At 72.6% G+C, this 21,810-nt stretch carries 19 protein-coding genes; 11 read left to right on the top strand and 8 right to left on the bottom strand.

What is annotated here, in order from left to right:
* Positions 1-110 precede the first annotated feature (110 nt).
* The 5 genes from AC07FJ_RS13670 to AC07FJ_RS13650 form a co-directional block, all read right to left on the bottom strand.
* Entirely contained in the window at positions 111-1,067 is a 957-nt protein-coding gene (locus tag AC07FJ_RS13670; protein WP_479048599.1) for an alpha/beta fold hydrolase, read from the bottom strand.
* Positions 1,064-1,555 carry a phage holin family protein gene (locus AC07FJ_RS13665; RefSeq protein WP_479048596.1) on the bottom strand — a complete coding sequence of 164 codons (492 nt, stop codon included), beginning with the start codon at positions 1,553-1,555 and terminating at the stop codon, positions 1,064-1,066. Before AC07FJ_RS13665 ends, AC07FJ_RS13670 begins: the two co-directional genes overlap by 4 nt.
* Before the next feature lie 39 nt (positions 1,556-1,594).
* On the bottom strand, positions 1,595-3,040 hold the full coding sequence (gene nhaA, locus AC07FJ_RS13660; protein WP_479048593.1) for a Na+/H+ antiporter NhaA: 1,446 nt from the start codon (positions 3,038-3,040) through the stop codon (positions 1,595-1,597).
* 174 nt (positions 3,041-3,214) lie between these two features.
* Entirely contained in the window at positions 3,215-5,170 is a 1,956-nt protein-coding gene (gene acs, locus AC07FJ_RS13655; RefSeq protein ID WP_479048590.1) for an acetate--CoA ligase, read from the bottom strand.
* 263 nt (positions 5,171-5,433) lie between these two features.
* Positions 5,434-7,851: a bifunctional SulP family inorganic anion transporter/carbonic anhydrase gene (locus tag AC07FJ_RS13650; RefSeq protein WP_479048587.1), complete on the bottom strand. Its 2,418-nt coding sequence runs from the start codon at positions 7,849-7,851 to the stop codon at positions 5,434-5,436.
* A gap of 336 nt (positions 7,852-8,187) precedes the next feature.
* Here AC07FJ_RS13650 and AC07FJ_RS13645 point away from each other — a divergent pair, with 336 nt between their 5' ends.
* Positions 8,188-9,465, top strand: a complete 1,278-nt coding sequence (locus AC07FJ_RS13645) for a polysaccharide deacetylase family protein (RefSeq protein ID WP_479048584.1) — start codon at positions 8,188-8,190, stop codon at positions 9,463-9,465.
* On the opposite strand, the gene AC07FJ_RS13640 is transcribed toward AC07FJ_RS13645, so the two are convergent.
* A complete protein-coding gene (locus AC07FJ_RS13640) occupies positions 9,453-10,445 on the bottom strand; it encodes an ATP-binding protein (RefSeq protein ID WP_479048582.1) in 993 nt (330 codons plus the stop codon). The genes AC07FJ_RS13645 and AC07FJ_RS13640 overlap by 13 nt on opposite strands.
* A 106-nt stretch (positions 10,446-10,551) precedes the next feature.
* Between AC07FJ_RS13640 and AC07FJ_RS13635 the strand changes: the two genes are divergently transcribed.
* A complete protein-coding gene (locus tag AC07FJ_RS13635) occupies positions 10,552-11,397 on the top strand; it encodes a Fic family protein (RefSeq protein ID WP_479048580.1) in 846 nt (281 codons plus the stop codon).
* Between the two features lie 348 nt (positions 11,398-11,745).
* On the opposite strand, the gene AC07FJ_RS13630 is transcribed toward AC07FJ_RS13635, so the two are convergent.
* On the bottom strand, positions 11,746-12,576 hold the full coding sequence (locus AC07FJ_RS13630) for an HAD-IB family hydrolase (protein ID WP_361425978.1): 831 nt from the start codon (positions 12,574-12,576) through the stop codon (positions 11,746-11,748).
* 672 nt (positions 12,577-13,248) lie between these two features.
* Here AC07FJ_RS13630 and ssd point away from each other — a divergent pair.
* The 7 genes from ssd to AC07FJ_RS13595 are packed head-to-tail and all read left to right on the top strand — an operon-like array spanning position 13,249 to position 18,167.
* Complete coding sequence (gene ssd, locus AC07FJ_RS13625) at positions 13,249-14,352, top strand: septum site-determining protein Ssd (RefSeq protein WP_479048577.1); 1,104 nt, start codon at positions 13,249-13,251, stop codon at positions 14,350-14,352.
* The gene (locus tag AC07FJ_RS13620) at positions 14,349-15,500 is read left to right on the top strand and encodes a TadA family conjugal transfer-associated ATPase (protein ID WP_479048574.1); all 1,152 of its coding nucleotides are present in this window, start codon (positions 14,349-14,351) and stop codon (positions 15,498-15,500) included. Before ssd ends, AC07FJ_RS13620 begins: the two co-directional genes overlap by 4 nt.
* Positions 15,497-16,366: a type II secretion system F family protein gene (locus AC07FJ_RS13615; RefSeq protein WP_479048571.1), complete on the top strand. Its 870-nt coding sequence runs from the start codon at positions 15,497-15,499 to the stop codon at positions 16,364-16,366. The genes AC07FJ_RS13620 and AC07FJ_RS13615 overlap by 4 nt, the downstream gene beginning before the upstream one ends.
* Positions 16,363-17,121 (top strand): type II secretion system F family protein, encoded by a 759-nt coding sequence (locus AC07FJ_RS13610; protein ID WP_479048569.1) that lies wholly within the window; start codon positions 16,363-16,365, stop codon positions 17,119-17,121. Before AC07FJ_RS13615 ends, AC07FJ_RS13610 begins: the two co-directional genes overlap by 4 nt.
* Positions 17,122-17,156: 35 nt before the next feature.
* A complete protein-coding gene (locus AC07FJ_RS13605; RefSeq protein ID WP_361425964.1) occupies positions 17,157-17,345 on the top strand; it encodes a DUF4244 domain-containing protein in 189 nt (62 codons plus the stop codon).
* Between the two features lie 58 nt (positions 17,346-17,403).
* Positions 17,404-17,733, top strand: a complete 330-nt coding sequence (locus tag AC07FJ_RS13600; protein WP_479049490.1) for a TadE family type IV pilus minor pilin — start codon at positions 17,404-17,406, stop codon at positions 17,731-17,733.
* Positions 17,730-18,167, top strand: a complete 438-nt coding sequence (locus AC07FJ_RS13595; protein ID WP_479048567.1) for an Rv3654c family TadE-like protein — start codon at positions 17,730-17,732, stop codon at positions 18,165-18,167. Before AC07FJ_RS13600 ends, AC07FJ_RS13595 begins: the two co-directional genes overlap by 4 nt.
* On the opposite strand, the gene AC07FJ_RS13590 is transcribed toward AC07FJ_RS13595, so the two are convergent.
* Positions 18,109-20,586: a DEAD/DEAH box helicase gene (locus AC07FJ_RS13590; RefSeq protein ID WP_479048564.1), complete on the bottom strand. Its 2,478-nt coding sequence runs from the start codon at positions 20,584-20,586 to the stop codon at positions 18,109-18,111. The two genes, AC07FJ_RS13595 and AC07FJ_RS13590, sit on opposite strands and share 59 nt — an antisense overlap.
* Positions 20,587-20,665: 79 nt before the next feature.
* Here AC07FJ_RS13590 and bldG point away from each other — a divergent pair, with 79 nt between their 5' ends.
* Entirely contained in the window at positions 20,666-21,007 is a 342-nt protein-coding gene (bldG, locus tag AC07FJ_RS13585; RefSeq protein WP_361425952.1) for an anti-sigma factor antagonist BldG, read from the top strand.
* Between the two features lie 260 nt (positions 21,008-21,267).
* On the top strand, positions 21,268-21,729 hold the full coding sequence (locus tag AC07FJ_RS13580) for an ATP-binding protein (RefSeq protein ID WP_361425949.1): 462 nt from the start codon (positions 21,268-21,270) through the stop codon (positions 21,727-21,729).
* The last annotated feature ends 81 nt before the right edge of the window (positions 21,730-21,810 follow it).

Raw genomic sequence — 21,810 nt, 5'->3', positions numbered from 1 at the left:
TGCCCGGGCCCCAAGGTCGGTAACCGCCCGCGGCGCCGCCAATCGGCCTATGCGCGAGGCATTTGGCTGTTCGTAGGACAACCGTTCCCTCGTATTTCCGGTGCAACGTCCTACCGGTCGGGCTCGGGGTCCTTCAGCCAGTTGACGAGCTCCGTCGAGAAGGCCACCGGATCCTCCTCGTGCGGGAAGTGACCCAGCCCCTCGAAGAGCCTCCAGCGGTACGGCGCTTCCACGTACTCGCCCGAACCGGCCGCGCTGCGCGTCCGCATCACCGGGTCCAGCGCGCCGTGCAGGTGCAGCGTCGGCACCCGCACCGGCCGCTTCATGCGCCGGTTGAACTGGATGCCGTCCGGCCGGGCCAGCGACCGCACCATCCACCGGTACGGCTCGATCGAGCAGTGCGCCGTCGACGGGATGGTCATCGCCCGCCGGTACGCCGCGATCGCGTCCTCGTCCGGTTCGTCCGCCCCCGGCCCCGACCAGTCCCGGATCAGCCGGCCGACCAACGCCGCGTCGTCCGCGACGAGCTGACGCTCGGGCAGCCACGGACGCTGGAAGCCCCACACGTACGCGTTGGCGCGGGTCTGCGCGAAGTCGGAGAGCATCGCCGAGCGCCACCGGCGGGGATGCGGCATGGAGGACACCACCAGGCGCCGCACCAGCTTGGGCCGCATCACCGCCGCCGTCCACGCCAGGTAGCCGCCGAGGTCGTGCCCGACCAGCGCGGCGTCCGGCTCGCCCAGCGAACGCACCACGCCGGTGATGTCGAGGGCCAGGTTGGCGGGGTCGTAACCGCGCGGCGTACGGTCGCTGCCGCCCACGCCCCGCAGGTCCATCGCCACGGCGCGGAAACCGGCGTCGGCGAGCGCCGGCAGCTGGTGGCGCCAGGTCCACCAGAACTGCGGGAAGCCGTGCAGCAGCAGCACCAGCGGCCCGTCGCCCATCTCGGCGATGTGGAAGCGCGCCCCATTGGCGGCCACGTCCCTGTGTGTCCAGGGACCATCAATCCGTACGGGACTGCTGCCAGGGCTGCCTGTGCTGCCCGCGCTGCTTTCAGGGACCGTCATGCGGACGAGCGTGCCACAACCTCGACCTCACCCTTGACCGGAAGGGCGGGGGCGCCCGCGCCGCGCGGGTGCGGCTTGGCGTTGCCCAGCACCGCCGCCGACCGCTTCGCGGAGGCGATGGACCGCTCCGGCGGCTTGACCTTCTTGAACTTCGACACGGCCAGCAGCGCCGCCAGCGCCGCCAGTACCAGGTACGCGCCACCCACGATCAGGAAGGACCACGCGAGGCCCAGTCCCAGGTTGTGGATGCCGTACGCGGCCGCGAAGCTCAGCACCGGCAGCGAGAAGAGCGCGAACACGCCCGCGATGCTGAGGGCCGCACCGCCCATCGCGCCGCGCTTGACGTCCTGACGCAGTTCGGCCTTGGCCAGCGCGATCTCGTCGTGCACGAGCGCGGACAGCTCGGTGGTCGCCGAAGCGACCAGTTGGCCGAGGCTGCGGTCCGTGCCAGCCGCGCCGAATGCACCGTTGCCGGCGGGGTCGCTCATCGTCTCGCTCCCTCTTCTCTCCTACGGTCCGACCTCAGATCATGCCGGACCGTCGCCGTCCCTGCGCGTTGCCCCCGCCACTTCGGCCTCTGCGGCGGCCGCTTCGGCCGCCCGCCGCCGGTGGTCGGCGGCCTTCTTCTCGTACAGCTCGGCCATTCTCAGGTGGTACGCGGGGTCCCCGATCTCGTACACGTCCGGCACGCCGCTGAGGTCCTCGTCGCGCTCCTCCTCCTCGAGCAGCGCCTGGTACCTGCGCACCCGCAGCTTCAGCAGGACCGAGGCGAGTACGGCGGCGATGAGGGAGCCCATCAGGACCGCCGCCTTGACCTCGTCGGTCTGCGCCGCGTCCCCGGCGAAGGCGAGCTCGCCGATGAGGAGCGAGACGGTGAAGCCGATGCCGGCGAGCGTGGCGACGGCGAAGAGGTCCGCCCAGGCCAGGTCCTCGTTGAGCGACGCCCGCGTGAAGCGGGCGGTCAGCCACGTACCGCCGAAGATGCCGACGGCCTTGCCGACCACCAGGCCGAGCACCACACCGAGTGTCACGGGCTGGGTGAAGACGTCGCCCAGCGCGTCGCCGGAGACGGACACCCCCGCCGAGAACAGGGCGAACAGCGGCACGGCCAGGCCGGCCGACACCGGGCGCACCAGGTGCTCGATGTGCTCGCCGGGGGAGTGCTCCTCGCCCTCGCGGCGCAGGCAGCGCAGCATCAGGCCCATGGCGACGCCGGCGATGGTGGCGTGGACGCCGCTGTTGTACATCAGGCCCCAGATGACAAGCGCCAGCGGTACGTACACGTACCAGCCGCGTACGCCCTTGCGCAGCAGGAACCAGAAGACGGCGAGGCCGGCGACCGCGCCGCCGAGCGCCGCGAAGTTCAGGTCGCTGGTGAAGAAGACCGCGATGATCAGGATCGCGAAGAGGTCGTCCACGACGGCGAGTGTGAGGAGGAAGGCGCGCAGCGCGGACGGCAGCGAGGTGCCGATGACCGCCAGGACGGCGAGGGCGAAGGCGATGTCGGTGGCGGTGGGGACGGCCCATCCGGCGAGGGAGCCGCCGCCCGCGACGTTGGTCACGACGTAGACGAGGGCGGGGGCGATCATGCCGCAGAGCGCGGCGACCACGGGCAGGGCGGCGGCCTTCGGGTCGCGCAGTTCGCCCGCGACGAGCTCGCGCTTGAGCTCGACACCGGCGACGAAGAAGAAGATCGCGAGCAGGCCGTCGGCGGCCCAGTGCTGGAGGGAGAGGTCCAGGCCGAGCGCGGCCGGGCCTATGTGGAAGTCGCGGACCGTCTCGTAGCTCGCGCTGATCGGCGTGTTCGCCCAGATCAGGGCGGCGATGGCGGCGAGCAGGAGGAGGACGCCGCCGACGGTCTCGGCGCGCAGCGCGTCCGCGACGAACGTCCGCTCGGGGAAGGGCAGCCGGTCGAGGAACTTCCGGGCGGCGGACGGGGGTGCGGGGGAGTGGGACGGCTTGGGCGCGGCCACGGGGACCTCCGGTCGGTACGGCGGCGGGCAGGACGAAACACCTGCCGACCAGACTTCCCGGCGCACCCTTTATCGCTTTGTTGACGTGATCCTTACCCTAACGCGTGCGTGCGGAGAGGGCACCCGGCGCGGACGGTGCGCCGAGTGCCCTCCTGCTGCCCGCTGTGTGCCGGGTCAGTCCTCGCTGGAGGCGGCCGGCAGCTTGGTCTGGATCAGCTCCATGACGGACGAGTCGGTCAGGGTGGTGACGTCACCCAGCTCCCGGTTCTCCGCCACGTCGCGCAGCAGACGGCGCATGATCTTGCCGGAGCGGGTCTTGGGCAGCTCGGCGACCGGGAGGATCCGCTTCGGCTTGGCGATCGGGCCGAGGGTGGCGCCCACGTGGTTGCGCAGGTCGGCGACGAGGGTGTCGTCCTCGCTCGCGGTGCCGCGCAGGATCACGAACGCGACGATGGCCTGGCCGGTCGTCTCGTCGGCCGCGCCGACGACCGCCGCCTCGGCGACCTTCGGGTGCGAGACGAGCGCGGACTCGACCTCGGTGGTGGAGATGTTGTGGCCGGAGACGAGCATGACGTCGTCCACCCGGCCGAGCAGCCAGATGTCGCCGTCGTCGTCCTTCTTGGCACCGTCGCCGGCGAAGTACTTCCCCTCGAACCGCGACCAGTAGGTGTCGATGAAGCGCTGGTCGTCGCCCCAGATGGTGCGGAGCATCGACGGCCACGGCTCGGTCAGGACGAGGTAGCCGCCTCCGCCGTTGGGCACTTCGTTCGCGTCGTCGTCGACGACGGTGGCGGAGATGCCGGGCAGCGGGCGCTGGGCCGAGCCGGGCTTGGTCTCGGTGACGCCCGGCAGCGGCGAGATCATCATCGCGCCGGTCTCGGTCTGCCACCAGGTGTCCACGATCGGCGTCTTGCCGGCGCCGATGTTCTCCCGGTACCAGATCCACGCCTCCGGGTTGATCGGCTCGCCGACCGACCCGAGCACGCGGAGGCTGGACAGGTCGAACTTGGCGGGGATGTCGTCGCCCCACTTCATGAACGTACGGATCGCGGTCGGCGCGGTGTAGAGGATCGTGACCCCGTACTTCTGCACGATCTCCCAGAACCGGCCCTGGTGCGGCGTGTCGGGCGTGCCCTCGTACATGACCTGCGTCGCGCCGTTGGCCAGCGGCCCGTAGACGATGTACGAGTGGCCCGTCACCCAGCCGATGTCGGCGGTGCACCAGTAGACGTCGGTCTCCGGCTTGAGGTCGAAGACGGCGTGGTGCGTGTACGCCGCCTGGGTGAGGTAGCCGCCGGAGGTGTGCAGGATGCCCTTGGGCTTCCCGGTCGTGCCGGAGGTGTAGAGGATGAAGAGCGGGTGCTCGGCGTCGAACGCCTCGGGCGTGTGCTCGGTCGACTGGCGGCCCACCACGTCGTGCCACCACAGGTCGCGGCCCTCGGTGAAGGCGGTGTCCTGGCCGGTGCGGCGGACCACGAGCACGTGCTCCACCTGCGGGCACCTGGTCACGGCTTCGTCGATGGCCGGCTTCAGCGCGGACGGTTTGCCGCGCCGGTAGCCGCCGTCGGCGGTGATGACCAGCTTGGCGTCGGCGTCCTGGATGCGGGACGCGACGGCGTCGGCCGAGAAGCCGCCGAAGACGACGGAGTGCGCGGCGCCGATGCGGGCGCAGGCCAGCATCGCGATGGCGGCCTCGGGGATCATCGGCATGTACACCGCGACCCGGTCGCCCTTGCGGACGCCGAGCTCGGTCAGCGCGTTGGCCGCCTTGGACACCTCGTCCTTGAGCTGGGCGTAGGTCAGGGCCCGGCTGTCGCCCGGCTCGCCTTCGAAGTGGATGGCGACGCGGTCGCCGTGGCCCGCCTCGACGTGGCGGTCCACACAGTTGTACGCGACGTTGAGCTTGCCGTCGGCGAACCACTTCGCGAAGGGCGGGTTGGACCAGTCGAGGGTCTCCGTCGGCTCGGTGGCCCAGCTCAGCCGCCGCGCCTGCTCGGCCCAGAACCCGAGCCTGTCCGCCTTGGCCCGCTCGTACGCGTCCGCCGTCACATTGGCGTTCGCGGCCAGCTCGGCGGGCGGAGCGAAGCGCCGCTCCTCCTTCAACAGGTTGGCCAAGCTCTCGTTGCTCACGACATCTCCCATTCCCAGGGCGTCCGATGTGTCCCAGCCCATACCTCATCAGCCCGGTGCCCGGGATGACAAGGGTTTCCCGAGCATTGGTTTAGACCTGTTGGTGTCTGAGGCGGGGCGTCGGTGTGGTTCCCCTTCCCCGGGCGGCGGGGAGGAGGAACCACACCGACGTGCACGGCCGCCGACCGCCGGCGGTTCACCCGGCGGGGCCGTGGCCGGGGCCCTGCCCTGGCCACGGCGGAACGCCACCGGGACGGGACCGGTCACGCCGGCGCTTCCTCCCGGCGCGCGGCGGTCACGGGGTCGAAGACCTCGTCGAACCCGTCCGAGCCCGACAGCAGGTACGCCTGCGCCTCGCCGACGTGGAAGTACATGCCGTGGAGCTCCAGCGTGCCCTCGGCCAGCCGGCGTGCCACCGACTCGTGGGCCTTCAGGTGCTCCAGCTGCTGGACCACATTGGTCAGGCACAGCTGCTCGACCGCGTCCGCCGGCAGGCGGCCGGAGAGTCGCGCCCAGGTGCGGTGCTTGCTCTTCATACGGTCCACGCTTGGCTGCGCGTGCCGCAGCCAGCGCCGCAGCGGGGTCTGCGCCGCCTGCGATGTCCCGGGCGGGGCGTTCAACAGCGTCTGCATCGCGCCGCAGCCGGAGTGGCCGCAGACGGTGATCGACTGCACCTGCAGCACGTCGACCGCGTACTCGATCGCGGCCGCCACCGAGTCGTCCCCGGACTCCTCCCCCGGCAACGGCACCAGGTTGCCCACGTTCCGCACGGTGAACAGATCGCCCGGCCCGCTCGCCGTGATCATGCTGGTCACCAGGCGGGAGTCGGCGCAGGTGAGGAAGAGCTGCGATGGCCGCTGTCCGTCGCGCGCGAGCCGCGCCAGCTCGTCCCGCACCAGCGGGGCGGTGTTGCGCTGGAAGGAGCTGAGCCCGCTGGCCAGTCGGCAGCCGGTCGGACCCGACGCGTCCGCCACGGTGCCCGCTGGCTCGGGCCGGTCGGTATCCGGGTGCTCGCCGCAGTGGTGGTTGCGCCACGCGGTCCAGGGCCGGCAGCAGCCGTCCGTACCCGAGCCGAGCTCCCCGATCCGCACCCCGGAACGCCCGGCCACCTCGACCTGCCCGCCCCGCGCCAGGTGCGTCATCTGCCAGTCCTGCAGCGTTTCGTAGGCGGCGTGGTCCATGAAGGACCCGTCCAGCTCGACGACGACGTACGCGCCCTGCGGGATCTGGTGCAGCGCCCGGCTCAGCCGGGGCACGGCGAGGAACGTCAACTGCCCCCGCACCCGCACCCGCACGGTGTCGTCCTTGCTCTTCACGGTGATGCGGGTCTTGGACAGCCGGTGCAGCGCGAGGCCCGTGGCCGTCACGATGCCGAGCGCCACGCCCTCCAGGATGCCGATCAGCACGACACCGGCCACCGTCACCGCGTACACGATGACCTCGCGGTGGCGGGTCACGCTGCGGATGTGGGTGATGCTGACCATCTGGATGCCGACGATCATCACGAGCGCGGCGAGCGCCGGCAGCGGAATCAGGTCCAGGACGGGCACGAGGAAGAGGGCGGCCAGCACCACCCAGAGGCCGTGCAGCATCGTGGAGTTGCGGCTGACGGCGCCCGCCGACACGTTGGCGACGCTGCGCACCGCGACACCGGCGACCGGCAGACCCCCCAGCGCCCCGGAGACGATGTTCGCCGCTCCCTGCCCGGCCAGCTCGCGGTCGAGGTTCGAGCGCGGCACATGGACCTTGGGCTCCTTGCGGGCGGCCACCAGCTTGTCGACGGCCACGGCGGAGAGCAGGGACTGGACACTGGTGACGAGCGCGATGGTCAGGACGCCGGCGGCGATGCCGAGCGCCGGCCCCTCGGGCAACCCGGGCAGGGCGTGACTGCTCCAGGAGGGCAGGTCCACGCGCGGCACGCGCATCCCGGAGACGACGGCCAGCAGCGTCGCCGCCGCCACGGCGGCCAACGCGGCGGGCACCTTCCGCAGGAGCCGGCCGGCGGTACCCGGGATCCGTGGCCACAGCAGCAGGAGGGTGATGGTGAGCACGCTCACGGACAGCCCCGCGAGGTGGGGGTCCATCAACTGGGCCGGAAGTCCCAGGGCGTTGTCCACGGCGGAGCTCTGCGGCGTACCTCCGAGGACGACATGGAGCTGGGCGAGGGCGATCGTCGTCCCGATGCCCGCCACCATGCCGTGCACGATCGCCGGGGAGACGGCGAGCGCGGAACGGGCCACGCGCAGCGTGGCAAGGCCGAGTTGAGCGATTCCCGCGAGGACGGTGATGGCGCAGGTGGTGCGCCAGCCGTATTTCTGGATCAACTCGGCGGTGACGAGCGTCAGTCCGGCGGCGGGCCCGCTGACCTGGAGCGGCGAACCGCCGAGCCGGCCGACGACGATGCCGCCGACCGCGGCCGCGACCAGGCCGGCCTGGAGCGGCGCGCCGGTGGCGAGCGCGATGCCGAGGGAGAGCGGCAGCGCGATGAGGAAGACGACGATGGACGCGGACAGGTCGTTACCCGCGATGTGGAACCGGCCGCGGAGGCGGGACCGGCGCGGCGCGCGGAACCGGCCGTCGCCGGGCGGGCTGTGGGGTTGCTGGGGTGGGGATGGTGCGTCACCGTCCGCGCTGGACGTACGGCCAGAACGGGACAGGCGCGGGGGGATGCAGGCGGTCATGGTTCCCATGTCCTCCGGGGCGGCGCGGTCGCGGTACGTGCGAATCGAACGAACGTGTGGGGGTCGCGGCCGTGTGTCACGGCGGCCGTGGGCTACGGCGCTAAGTAGCGGGTTTGCCAACTCTCAGTAAATTGATCGTAATGCAGAGTAAAGATTCAGGCATGACTTTCGGCGCAAATAGTGCAGTGATTCACCTGATTCGGTGATTAATCGTTCTAGTACGGCTTGTCATACATTCACACTCACGCCCGTGATGCGAGGTTGACGGCGCTCTCAGTAGACCCCTGGGCCCCTGGGAGCACTCGCAAGCACCCGTAAGCACAGAAGGGCGGGCGGATGATGGCCGTCACGAAGAGGTTCACTGTCGGTACGGCCGCGGCCGCTGCCGCGACCACGGCGGCGCTCGTCGCCGGGCTGACCGGATGCGGCGGCTCCGGTGAGGCCGCCCGCACCGAGGGCGCCCCCGGCCCGAAGAAGGCGGTGGCCCCCAAGAACACGGTCCGGCTCATCGGTGACGGCTCCACCGCCTTCACCGGTGCCCAGCCCGGCCTGCGCAAGGCGGAGCGCCTGAAGCCCGGTCAACGGCCGCCGCAGTTCGTCGTCTTCTCCTGGGACGGCGCAGGCGAGGACAGCCAGAAGCTGTTCTCGCACTTCCGCAAGGTGGGCAAGAAGTACGGCGCGACGATGACGTACTTCCTCAGCGGCGTCTACCTGCTGCCGGAGGAGAAGGCGGCGCTCTACCACCCGCCCGGACACGCGCCCGGCCGGTCCGACATCGGCTTCAACGACCGCGAGGGCATCCGCGACACCGTGCGCCAGCTGCGCGGCGCCTGGCAGGAGGGCAACGAGATCGGCACCCACTTCAACGGCCACTTCTGCGGCCCGGAGTCGGGAGTGGGCACCTGGTCGGTCGATGACTGGAAGAGCGAGATCACGCAGGCCAAGGCCTTCGTCAAGAACTGGAAGACCAACGCCGGCCTGACGGAGGAGCAGCCGCTGCCGTTCGACTACGAGAAGGAACTCATCGGCGCCCGCACGCCCTGCCTGGAGGGCCGGGAGAACTTCGTGCGCGCCGCGAGCGAGCTGGGCTGGCGCTACGACACCAGCGGCATCAACAACCAGATCTGGCCGGAGAAGGAGGGCGGGCTCTGGGACCTGGGCCTGCAGATGATCCCCGTCCCCGGGCGGCAGTTCGAGACGCTGTCGATGGACTACAACTTCATGGTCAACCAGTCCGGTACCGCCAAGGGCGCCCCCTCGATGCACGCCTACTGGGGTGACCAGTTCCGCGACGGCATGCTCCAGGCCTTCGACCGCGCGTACCACGGCAACCGCGCCCCGCTGATCATCGGCAACCACTTCGAGTCGTGGAACGGCGGTACGTACATGCGCGCCGTCGAGGAGACGATCGCGCAGGTCTGCGGCCGGGAGGAGGTGCGCTGCGTCTCCTTCCGGCAGCTCGCCGACTGGCTGGACGCACAGGACCCCGCCGTACTGGCGAAGCTGCGCACCCTGAAGGTCGGGGAGGCGCCGAAGGGCGGCTGGGCGGAGTTCCTCGCCGCCCGCCCGGCCGCCCCGGCGGCCTCACCCGTCAAGGCCCGTCAGGCGGGCTGAACGGCGCCGATCCCCTCACGCAGGACGAAGGCGGGGTCGACCTGGGCCGCCAGGTCGGCGCCCGTCTTCGCGTTGCCCCAGCTTTCGGCGTTCTTGAGGTGGAAGTGCACCATCTGGCGCGTGTAGCGCTCCCAGTCGCGGTGCCCGTACGCGTCCGCCACCGCCCGGTGGAGCGTCCGCAGTGCCGCCTGGTTGTCGGACTCCAGCAGCTCGAACCGGGCCGGACGGCCCTTTTCCATCGCGCGCACCCAGTCGGAGTGGCCGACCGTCACCAGCAGGTCGTCGCCGACCTCCTCGCGCAGGAAGTCCACGTCGTCCAGGCCCTGCACCTTGTTGCCGACGACCCGCAGGGCGACGCCGAAGTCGCGGGCGTACTCCTTGTACTGGCGGTAGACGGACACACCCTTGCGGGTCGGCTCGGCCACCAGGAACGTCATGTCGAAGCGGGTGAACATGCCGGACGCGAAGGAGTCCGAGCCGGCCGTCATGTCGACGACCACGTACTCGTCGGGTCCGTCGATTAGATGGTTGAGGCACAGCTCCACCGCCCCGACCTTCGAGTGGTAGCAGGCGACCCCGAGGTCCGTCTCGGTGAAGGGGCCCGTCGCCATCAGCCTGATCTCCCCGTCGTCCAGCCGTACGGGGCGGGCGCAGGCGTCGTAGACGGGGTTGTCCTCGCGGACCCGCAGCAGGCGCGAGCCTTCGCCCGGCGGGGTCGTCTTGATCATCGTCTCGGCGGACGCGATCCGGGGATTCGCACCCCGCAGGTACTCCTTGATCAGGGGCAGGTGCGCACCCATCGCGGGCAGTGCGGCGGCCTCGGACTCGTCCAGACCGAGCGCGGTGCCCAGGTGCTGGTTGATGTCGGCGTCGACGGCGATGACGGGTGAACCGGTGGCGGCGAGGTGGCGGATGAAGAGCGAGGACAGCGTGGTCTTGCCGCTGCCGCCCTTCCCAACGAAAGCGATCTTCATATTCATATAGGGTAGCGGTGGGTAGCGACGCGATTGCGTCATGTTGTGGCGCGTATGAGGCTCGCCACTCGACGGTGGGGCGCCGGGCGCCGGGCGCGTAGCCTCCCTACTTATGAGTACGAGTGCCGCTGACCCCTTGGCCGCCCTGGGTGCCCTGCCGGGCGTGCCCGATGCCGTGGAGTCCGTACGCAAGGCCGTCGACCGCGTCTACGGCCATCGGGTGATGCGCCGCCGGAGCAGCGAGATCACCTCCGAGGCCGCGCTGCGCGGCGCTCGCGCGTCGGCGGCGCTGGCGGGCGCCGACTGGGCGCTGGAGGAGGTGCGCCGGCGCACGGACTTCAGCGGTGACGCGGAAGCCCGGACGGTCGGAGCGGCGCTGCGCCTGGGCGCCGAGGCGGGCCAGCTGCTGTCCATCTGGCGGCAGTCGCCGCTGCGCGTGCTGGCCCGGCTGCACCTGGTGGCGGCCGGCGACCCGGGTGACGCGGGCCCCTCGGGCGGGTCCGCGGCCGCGGTCGGCAGGCCCCGGCAGGAGGGCGAGACCGTCGACGAGCCGCTCATCCGGGCGCCGTTGCCGGACGCCGCCGAGGCCGTCGGCCGGCTGGAGGGGCTGGCGGACCTGCTCATCGCGGGCAGCTCGGCTCCGGCGCTGGTGACGGCAGCGGTCGTGCACGGCGAGCTGCTGGCGCTGCGGCCCTTCACCACGTACAGCGGCCTGGTGGCGCGGGCTGCCGAGCGCATCGTGCTGATCGGCAGCGGGCTGGACCCGAAGGCGATCTGCCCGGCGGAGGTGGGCCACGCCGAGCTGGGGCGGGAGGCGTACGTGGCGGCCTTCGACGGCTATCTGTCCGGGACGCCGGACGGCATGGCGGCGTGGATCGCGCACTGCGGACGCGCGGTCGAGCTCGGCGTGCGCGAGTCGACGGCGGTCTGCGAGGCGCTCCAGCGCGGCGCCGCTTAGAAGCTGGGAGAAGGGTTGCGGCGGTACCGATATCGGTACCGCCGCTGGCACGTCCGCCGGGTTACCATGCGTCCTCGATATGTGCCCATCAGGCGGGGTACTTTGCCCGACGCCTGGTGCGGCTGGCCCGTAATCGACGGGTCGACGTCGCGTGGGTGCTCGGCTTCTGTGCTTCGGTCCGTGGGGCCTTCTTGCTTAACAGGTGATCCTTTCGGAGCCTCTGGTCTCGCGGGCCGTTACCTCCTTTGTACTCCCGTCGGGGAGGAAGCGAAAGCCCTGGCTCCGCTTATTGGTTTTTCTTATCAAGCAGGGTCGAAGCGGGCGCCGCCTGGGCCTTGGGGCCGCGGTCTATGCCGACTGCCGCCGCCGGCTCGCGTACCAGACGAGCCCGGCCGTCGCCGCCGCCGCGCCCACCGCGGCCGCCGCGACCAGTGCCGGGCGGGGCGGCATCCGCAGCGCGGGCAGCCGCTGCTTGAGCCGCACCGGGCGGGTGAAGACGAGAACCGGCCAACCTCGGGCTGCCGCCTCGCGGCGCAGCGCACGGTCCGGGTTGACCGCGTACGGGTGCCCCACGGTCTCCAGCATCGGTACGTCGGTGGCGGAGTCGCTGTACGCGTAGCAGCGCGACAAGTCGTACCCCTCCGACTCGGCCAGCTCCCGGATCGCCTCCGCCTTCGTTGGGCCGTAGGCGTAGTACTCGACCTCTCCGGTGAAGCAGCCGTCCTCGCCGACGACCATGCGGGTCGCCACGACCCGGTCCGCCCCGAGGAGCTCCCCGATCGGCTCGACGACCTCGGCACCGGACGTGGAGACGATCACCACGTCCCGGCCGGCGGCGTGGTGCTCCTCGATGAGCGAGGCGGCCTCGTCGTAGATGATCGGGTCGATCAGGTCGTGCAGGGTCTCGGCGACCAGTTCTTTGACCTGCTGGACGTTCCAGCCTTTGCAGAGTGCGGAGAGGTACTCCCGCATCCGCTCCATCTGATCGTGATCGGCGCCCCCGGCGAGGAAGACGAACTGGATGTAGGCAGTCCGCAGGACGGCGCGGCGGTTGATCAGGCCGCCTTGGTAGAAGGACTTGCTGAAGGTCAGAGTCGATGACTTCGCAATGACCGTCTTGTCCAGGTCAAAGAAGGCTGCGGTGCGCGGCAAGGAGTGGTTTTCCACGAGCCTGAGCATAGGTGCCCGCCATTCGGCGTACGCTGGGGCGCGTGGGTTTGCCTGAGAGGGCTCTCGGGTACACCATGGAAGTCACGGATCGTTCGCGACCGTGCTAACCCGGTCCGACTCCTCCCCCCCCGAGTCGGCCGGAGAAGACGACCCCCGCTCTCCCCCCCGGCGGGGGTCGTCGCATGTCCGGACGCGTTTTCGCACGTCGGGCCCCCTTGGCTGCGCTCATGCCGGCCTCCTCCATGTCTCGGTCGCGCCCGTCCCCGACGCGATGCGTTCCTCACTCAGAGTAGCGGAAGTGCTGCGCTCCGGAAGTCGCTGGTATGGGCGAACGGGATATTCACAAGTGGCGAGTTGTCCACAGTTTTCGAGCAAGATCCACTTCTTTTCCGGAAGCCGTGCACGGTGATTCCAGCCGCGAAGTCCGCGGTCGGCGGATTCAACGGATCTCACCTCCCGTACGAACACCGTCGAAGGTGACGCGGAGACGGTGCGGAGGGTCCGCGAACGCGCCGCGAACATCGCGCGAATGAACGCCCCGACGACGCCTGCGCAAGCGCGGACGAAGTACGGGCGAAGTACGGGCGGAGCGGCGGGCGAAGTGGCGGGCGAGTGCGGGACAAGACCCGGCGAAGACCGGGATGAAGAGCTGGGTGAAGACAGTGAGCAGGGGGCGGAATTATGGCCGGATCGCACACATCCGACGGAGCGCCGGCATCCGACGCGCGGCAGGCCGGGCCGTTGATCATCACGGAGGACGCGGAGCTCCTCGACGACCTGCTGCGGCTGTGCGCCGCGGCCGGCGCGCACCCGGAGGTCCACCCCACGGTGCCGGAGCACCGGGCGGCCTGGGAGAGCGCCCCGCTGATCCTGGTGGGGGACGACGCGGCCGTCAGGTGCCGCGGGGCCACACGCCGGAGCGGCGTCCTGCTCGTCGGCCATGACCAGGACGATCCCGGGGTGTGGCGGCGTGCGGTGGAGATCGGCGCCGACGGCGTGCTGCGGCTGCCCGACGCGGAGAGCTGGCTCGTCGACCGGATCGCGGACGTGGCGGAGGGCGTGGGGCGACAGGCGCTCACCGTCGGGGTGATCGGCGGCCGGGGCGGTGCGGGGGCGTCGACGCTGGCCTGCGCGCTGGCGGTCACCGCGGCCCGTGGCGGGCGGCGCACGATGCTCGTGGACGGCGACCCGCTGGGCGGCGGCCTCGACGTGCTGTTCGGCGGCGAGCAGGCGGAGGGGCTGCGATGGCCTGATTTCGCCGCCTCCAAGGGCCGGGTCGCGGCCGGGGCGTTGGAGGAGTCCCTGCCCTCCCTGCAGGGCCTGCGGGTGCTCAGTTGGGACCGGGGCGACGCCGTGACGATCCCGCCCGAGGCGATGCGGTCGGTGCTCGCGGCGGCACGCAGGCGCGGTGGCGTGGTCGTCGTCGACCTCCCGCGCCGGATCGACGAGGCCACCGCGGAGGCGCTGGCGCAACTGGACCTCGGCCTGCTGGTCGTGCCCGCTGAGCTGCGCGCCGTCGCGGGCGCAAAGCGGGTGGCGTCGGCGGTCGGCATGGTCCTGCGGGATCTTCGGGCCGTGGCACGCGGACCGTACGCCGCGGGGGTGGACGAACAGTGGATCGCCGATGTGCTCGGGCTGCCGCTCGCCGGTGAACTGCCCCTGGAACCAGGGCTCATGGCCGACCTCGACGCCGGGGTCCCGCCGGGCGCCGGCGCGCGCAGCCCGCTGGGGCGGTTCTGCACGGCGTTCTGGGAGCGCGCACTCGCCGGGGAGGGGGTGTCATGACGGCGGGCCTGCTGGAATCCGTACGCCGCCGGCTCGCGGAGAGCGGCTCGGAACCGACCCCGGCCGGAGTGGCGGCGGCCCTGCGGGCGCAGGGCAGGCTGCTGGGCGACGCCGAAGTGCTCGGGGCCGCCGAGGTGTTGCGGTCCGAGCTCGTCGGCACGGGACTGCTGGAACCCCTCCTGACCGATCCCGCGGTGACGGACGTCCTGGTGTCGGCGCCGGACCGGGTGTGGGTGGACCGGGGCGGTGGGCTGGAGCTGACGGACGTGGCCTTCCCGGACGCGGCGGCCGTGCGCAGGCTGGCCCAGCGGCTCGCCGCGGTGGCCGGCCGGCGGCTGGACGACGCCCGGCCCTGGGTGGACGCCCGCCTGCCGGACGGGACGCGGATGCACGCGGTGCTGCCCCCGGTGGCGGTCGGTTCGACGTGTCTGTCGCTGCGGGTGGTCCGGCCGCGCGCGTTCTCCGTGCGGGAGTTGGTCTCGGCCGGGACGGTGCCGCCGGGCGGGGACCGGCTGCTGCGGGCGCTGGTGGAAGCCCGCGTCTCGTACCTGGTCAGCGGCGGGACCGGGTCCGGCAAGACGACGCTGCTGTCGACCCTGCTGGGTCTGGTCGGTGAGCGCGAGCGGATCGTACTGGCCGAGGACTCGGCCGAGTTGCGGCCCGACCATCCGCACGTGGTGCGGCTGGAGGCGCGTCCGCCGAACCAGGAGGGCGCCGGCCGGGTGACCCTGCGGGACCTGGTGCGGCAGGCGCTGCGGATGAGGCCGGACCGGCTGGTGGTGGGCGAGGTGCGGGGCGCCGAGGTGACCGACCTGCTGGCTGCTCTGAACACCGGCCACGAGGGCGGCTCGTGCACCGTCCACGCCAACACCGCGGCCGATGTGCCGGCCCGGCTGGAGGCGCTCGGCACGGCGGCGGGGCTCGACCGGGCGGCGCTGCACAGCCAGCTGGCGGCCGGCCTGTCGGTGGTGCTGCACCTGGCGCGCGACCGGGGCGGGCGGCGGCGGATCGCCGAGGTGCATGTGCTGGAGCGGGACCACCAGGGACTGGTGGTGACGGTGCCCGCGCTCCGGTGGGGCGCGGACGGGTTCCTGTACGAGCGGGGCTGGGAGCGGTTGCGGTCGCTGATCGGAGGTGCGCGGTGGTGACGGGACAGCCGGTGTACGCCGCGGCGGTCTGCGCAGGTGCGGCGGCGTGGCTGCTCATGGAGCGGAAGCGCGGTCTGCGGCGGACGCGATTGCTGTTCGCCGGAGCGGGAGGGGAAGCAGCCGCGGGAGGAGGCGCCGGGGAGCCCGCGCCCTGGTCCTGGCGGCGCTGGTGGCCGGCGCTGCGGCTGCGACGCGAATGGCTCTGCCTGGCGGCGGGCGGTCTGCTCGCGGTGCTCGGGGCCTCCGTACTGCCACTGCTGGCGGGTGGCGCGGCGGTGCCGCTGGTGCGGCGGCGGCTCGCGGCCCGCGAGCGCGCCAGGGCACGCGACCGGCGGGCGGAGGCGGTGATCGCGCTGTGCGGGGCCGTCGCGGCCGAGCTGCGCGCCGGATGGCAGCCGGGGCAGGCCCTGCGCTTCGCGGCCGGCTCCACGGGCGCGCTGGGTTCCGAGGAGGCCGCTGTCCTGGCGGCGGCGCGGTTCGGCGGCGACGTCCCGGAGGCCCTTCGGCGGGTGGCCCGGGAGGACGGCGCGGACGGGCTCGCCGGGATGGCTGCCTGCTGGCAGGTGGCGGCGGACGGCGGCGCCGGACTGGCGGGCGGCCTCGACCGGTTGGAGGCGGCCCTGCGGGAGCGGCGCGACCAGCGCGAGCGGCTGCGGGCGCAGCTGGCGGGCGCCTGGGCCACGGTCGGACTGCTGGCCGTCCTGCCGGTCGTGGGGCTGGCCATGGGCTGGGCCATGGGGGCCGATCCGCTGCGGGTGCTCCTGCACACTCCGGCGGGCGCGGGCTGCCTCGTCGTGGGCGGACTGCTGGAGGCGGCGGGTCTGTGGTGGGCCGGCCGGATCGTACGGGCCGGGGAGGAGCCGTGAACGCCGAGTTCTTCCACAGGCTGGGGACGGCGCTCGCGCTCGCCGCCGCGGCGGTCTGGGCGGTGTGGTCGGTGGCGGCCCTGCGCCGTGAGCGCCGAGGGCGCGGGCGGATGGCCGCGCTGCTGGAGGTGCGCTGCACCCGGCGTCCCTCACGGCGACCGCCGTACGGGGCGTGGGCGCGGCGCTGGATGGCACCCGTGGCCGCCGCCCTCGCCGGATACGTCCTGGTGGAGGGGCTCGTCGGCGGCGTGGTTGCGGTCGCGTGCGCCTATGGCGTACGGCGCTGGCAGCGGCGCCCGAGACGGCTGTCCGACGACGAGCGGGCGGCACAGGGCCTGCCGTTGGCGGCCGACCTGCTGGCGGCGTGCCTGTCGGCGGGTGCGGGGCCGCGCGAGGCGGCCGAGGCGGTCGGCGAGTCCCTGGGCGGCCCCGTCGGGGAGCGGCTGGCCCGTACGGCCGCCGAGCTACGGCTGGGCGGCGAACCGGCCGAGGCGTGGGGCGGGTTCGCCGCGATACCGGGCGCCCAGGGGCTGGCCCGCTGTCTGGAGCGGGCGTCGGCCTCGGGCGCACCCGCCGCCGACGCGGTGTCCCGGCTCGCCGCCGGGCTGCGCGCGGAACGGGAGCGGTCGGCGGCGGCCCGGGCCCAGCGGGCCCAGGTGCTGATCACCGCGCCGGTGGGTCTGTGCTTCCTTCCCGCGTTCCTCGCGGTCGGGGTGGCGCCGGTGCTCGTGGGACTGGCCGGCGGATTGCTGTGAACGGTGAACTTCGATTCGACGCAAGGGGGACTGTGATGTGGAAGCGGTTGAAGGCCGGACTCGCCCGGCTGCGCGGGGACGCGGGCATGACGACGTCCGAGTACGCGATGGGGACGCTGGCGGCCTGCGCCTTCGCGGCGGTGCTCTACAAGATCGTCACGAGTGACGCGGTGTCGGGGCGGCTGGAGTCGGTGATCGGGAGGGCGCTCGATGCGCAGTTCTGAAGCCGCGCCCGCCGTCGGTGACCGGGGCTTCGCGCCCGCCGTCGGTGACCGGGGCTCCGTGACCGCCGAGGCGGCGGTGGCGGTGCCGGCGCTGGTGGCCTTCACGATGGCGCTGATCTGGGCGCTGGCGGCGGCCGCCGCGCAGATCCAGTGCGTGGACGCGGCACGGGCCGGGGCGCGCGCGGCGGCCCGCTCGGAGCCCCGCGAAACCGCCGTGGCGGCCGCCCGCTCGGCGGCCCCCACGGGGGCGCGTGTGTCGATGGAGCGGGCCGGGGAGCTGTGGCGGGTACGGGTGGAGGCCCCGGCGCCGGGGCCGGGCACGCTCGCCCTGACCCTGCGCGCGGAGGCGGCCGCGCTCGCCGAGGACACCGTGGGGGTGGAGCCGTGAGGGGGCCTGCCCGGTCGCCGGCCCCGGCGGTCGCCCGGAGCGCGTGCCGCCGCGAGGACCGGGGCGAGGCACGGGGCGGCGCCGACCGGGGTGTCGCCACCGTGTGGGTCGTCATGGCGGCGAGCGTGCTGTGCACGGTCTTCGCGGTGGTCCTGGCCCTGGGCCAGGCCGTCGCCGCCCGGCACCGGGCGGGTGGAGCGGCCGATCTGGCCGCCCTCGCGGCGGCCGACCTGGCCCTGTGGGGCGGCGAGCACGCCTGCGCCGCGGCGGCCCGGGTCGCCCGTGCCCAGCAGGCCGAGGTGGTGCGGTGCGCCGTGCGCGGCGAGATCGCCGAGGTGACCGCACGGGCCCGTTTCGGGCCGTACGCGCCGCAGGTCAGGGCGCGGGCGGGGCCTCCTCGGGAGCAGCCGGGGCTCCCCGCAGCAGTTCCGTGAGCAGGCGCACGGCGCCGCGCTTGTGCAGGGGGTCGTTGCCGTTGCCGCACTTGGGCGACTGGATGCAGGAGGGGCAGCCCGCCTCGCACTCGCACGACGCGATCGCCTCGCGGGTCGCGGTGAGCCATTCACGGGCGGTGTGGAAGGCGCGCTCCGCGAAGCCCGCTCCGCCCGGATGGCCGTCGTACACGAAGACCGTCGGCAGCAGGGTGTCCGGGTGGAGCGGGACGGACACCCCGCCGATGTCCCAGCGGTCGCAGGTGGCGAAGAGCGGCAGCAGGCCGATGGAGGCGTGCTCGGCGGCGTGCAGGGCCCCGCCCAGCTGCTCCGGGTTCACCCGGGCGGCGTCCAGCTGGTCCTCGGTGACGGTCCACCACACGGCGCGGGTGCGCAGGGTGCGCGGCGGCAGGTCGAGTTTCGTCTCGCCGAGCACCTCGCCGGTGATCAGGCGGCGGCGCAGGAAGGAGACGACCTGGTTGGTGACCTCGACGGAGCCGTAACAGAGGCGCCCGTCGCCCCACGGGATCTCGGTGTCGGTCTCCAGTACGGAGATGGAGGTGGTGTCGCGGGCGGTGGTGGAGTACGGCGGATTGGCCTCCTCGACCAGGGCCACCGAGTCCTTCAGGTCCAGCTCCTTCACCAGGTAGGTGCGGCCCATGTGGAGGTGGACGGCGCCTTCGTGGACGGCGGCGTGGGAGGCGGGCTCGTCGACCGTGCCCAGCAGCCGGCCCGTGCCCGCCTCGACGATCCGGACGGGGCTGCCGCCCTCGCCCCGGATGTCCGTCAGGTCGGCGGCCCGTTCCCGGCGCGTCCAGTACCAGCCCGACGCGCGCCGCCGGAGCAGACCGGCCGACTCCAGCTGCGGCAGCAGGTCCGGAACGGCCGGGCCGAACAGCGCCATGTCGGAGTCGGTGAGCGGTAGCTCGGCCGCCGCCGCGCACAGGTGGGGCGCGAGGACGTACGGGTTGTCCGGGTCGAGGACGGTCGACTCGACCGGCTGCCGGAACAGCGCCTCGGGGTGGTGCACGAGGTACGTGTCCAGCGGGTCGTCGCGGGCCACCAGGATCGCGAGCGCCCCCTGGCCGGAGCGCCCGGCGCGGCCCGCCTGCTGCCACAGCGAGGCCCGGGTGCCGGGGTACCCGGCGATCACGACGGCGTCCAGGCCGGAGACGTCGATGCCCAGCTCCAGGGCGGTGGTCGCGGCGAGCCCGAGCAGCTCGCCGGAGTGCAGGGCCCGCTCCAGCGCCCGGCGCTCCTCGGGGAGGTAGCCGCCCCGGTAGGCGGCGACCCGCTTGGCCAGCGAGCGGTCGACCTCCGCCAGTCGCTCCTTCGCGATGACGGAGATCAGCTCGGCGCCGCGCCGGGAGCGTACGAAGGCGACCGACCGGACGCCCTGGACGGTCAGGTCGGTCAGGAGGTCGGCGGTCTCCGCGGTGGCGGTACGGCGGACCGGGGCGCCCTGTTCGCCCTGGAGTTCGGTCAGCGGCGGTTCCCACAGGGCGAAGACCAGCTCGCCGCGGGGCGAGGCGTCGTCGGCGACCTCGGCCACGGGCAGACCGGTGAGGCGCCCGGCGGCCAGGGCTGGCTGGGCGGCGGTGGCGGAGGCGAGGAGGAAGACGGGGGAGGAGCCGTAGCGGGCGCAGAGGCGGCGCAGGCGCCGCAGCACCTGGGCGACGTGGGAGCCGAAGACGCCCCGGTAGGTGTGGCACTCGTCGATGACGACGTAGCGCAGGGCGCGCAGGAAGGAGGACCAGCGGGGATGCGACGGGAGTATGCCCCGGTGGAGCATGTCCGGGTTGGTCAGCACGTAGTTGGCGTACTGGCGGACCCACTCCCGCTCCTCGACGGGCGTGTCGCCGTCGTAGACGGCGGGCCGGACGCGGTTGCCCAGCGGGGCGGCCAGCGCCTTGACCGAGCGCCGCTGGTCGGCGGCGAGGGCCTTGGTGGGGGCGAGGTACAGGGCGGTGGCGCCCCGGCCGTTGGGCGCCTCCGAGCCGTCGAGCAGCGCGGACAGGACGGGCGCCAGATAGGCGAGCGACTTGCCGGAGGCGGTGCCGGTGGCGATGACGACCGACTCCCCGTCGAGGGCCAGCTCCGCGGCGGCGGACTGATGGGCCCACGGATGGTCGATACCGGCCGCCCCGATGGCCTTGATCACCTCCGGCCTGATCCGATCGGGCCAGAGGGCATGCCGACCCGCCCGAGGGGGCAGGTGCTCCGTATGAGTGATGCGCGCAGCCCGGTTCGCCCCTGCGGTGAGCCGGTCGAGGACCGTACCGGGGGAGGGGCGGGAGCCCACGTTCTCGGGAGGTCGACTGGGGCGGTGATTCATGGCCATCGGCACCGAGTGTGTCACCGGCCTGACCGACAATGCTCCCAAGGCGTCGTGCATGGCTGCTGGTAAGTGATTGAATGCCATCGCGGCTGGCGATCGGTCCCCGGGCTCCACTGGGGAGATCCGAGGGACGACCGCTCGATAGCAAGGTGCTGGAGGATCCGTGGACCTGTCCCTGTCGACTCGCACTCTGGGTGACCGTACGGTCGTCGAGGTCGGTGGCGAGATTGATGTGTATACCGCGCCCAAGCTGCGCGAGCAGTTGGTCGAGTTGGTGAACGACGGCAACTACCACCTGGTCGTCGACATGGAGAGTGTGGACTTCCTCGACTCGACCGGCCTCGGCGTGCTCGTGGGTGGTCTCAAGCGTGTCCGCGCGCACGAGGGTTCCCTGCGCCTGGTCTGCAACCAGGAGCGCATTCTCAAGATTTTCCGGATCACCGGTCTGACCAAGGTGTTCCCCATCCACACCTCGGTGGACGAAGCCGTCGCGGCGACCGACTGAGCCGGCCGGAGCCTTCCGGTACGAGCCTCCGGAGGCAGGGCCTCCGGAGGGAGCTCTCCGGGCCCCGACCGTCGCCCGGCCCGGTTTCGGAGCAGGTTTCCGGAACCAGGTCTGGACAACGCCGGGCCGGAAGGGCCCTTCGAGGGCGTACACAGCCCCCGCGAGGAGCCGACCTCCGGAGGGCAGGGCAGAGGTGCCGGGCGTCCAGCCCGGTCCTCTCAGACGCACGCTCGCACGCTCTCATGTCCGAGGGGGATCGCATGGCCACCGTTGAACTTCGCTTCAGCGCCCAGCCCGAGCACGTCAGGACCGCCCGTCTGGTGGCAGCCGCCGTGGCGCGCAGGGCCGGAGTCGACGAAGCCGTGCTGGACGAGGTCCGGCTCGCCGTGGGTGAGGCCTGCTCCCGCGCGGTCGGGCTGCACCGCAGTAACGGCGTGACCGCTCCCATCCGCGTCGCGCTGACCGAGGAGGACAAGGCGTTCTCCATCGAGGTCGCCGACGACGTGCCGGGCGCGGCCGTCGCCGACGCCGACGCCGCGGGGGTTCCCCTCACCGGCGGCTCCTCCGTGCCCGCCGAGGACTTCGACGACGCGGAGGGCGAGGACGAGATGGGTCTCGCGGTCATCAGCGGGCTCGTCGACGACGTGGAAGTCTCAGCCGATGAGCACGGCGGCGTCATCCGGATGAGCTGGCCGGCGAGCCCCACCACCACGCTCCCCTGACCTCACCCACCGCACCCGTCACCGGTGGCGTGAGCGATCTCGAAAGGCCCTGCTGAGCAGGGCCTTTTTCCATTTCCCGGG

This window comes from Streptomyces sp. NPDC045998, assembly GCF_056430285.1.
This window is presented reverse-complemented; position numbering and strand designations above follow the sequence as displayed.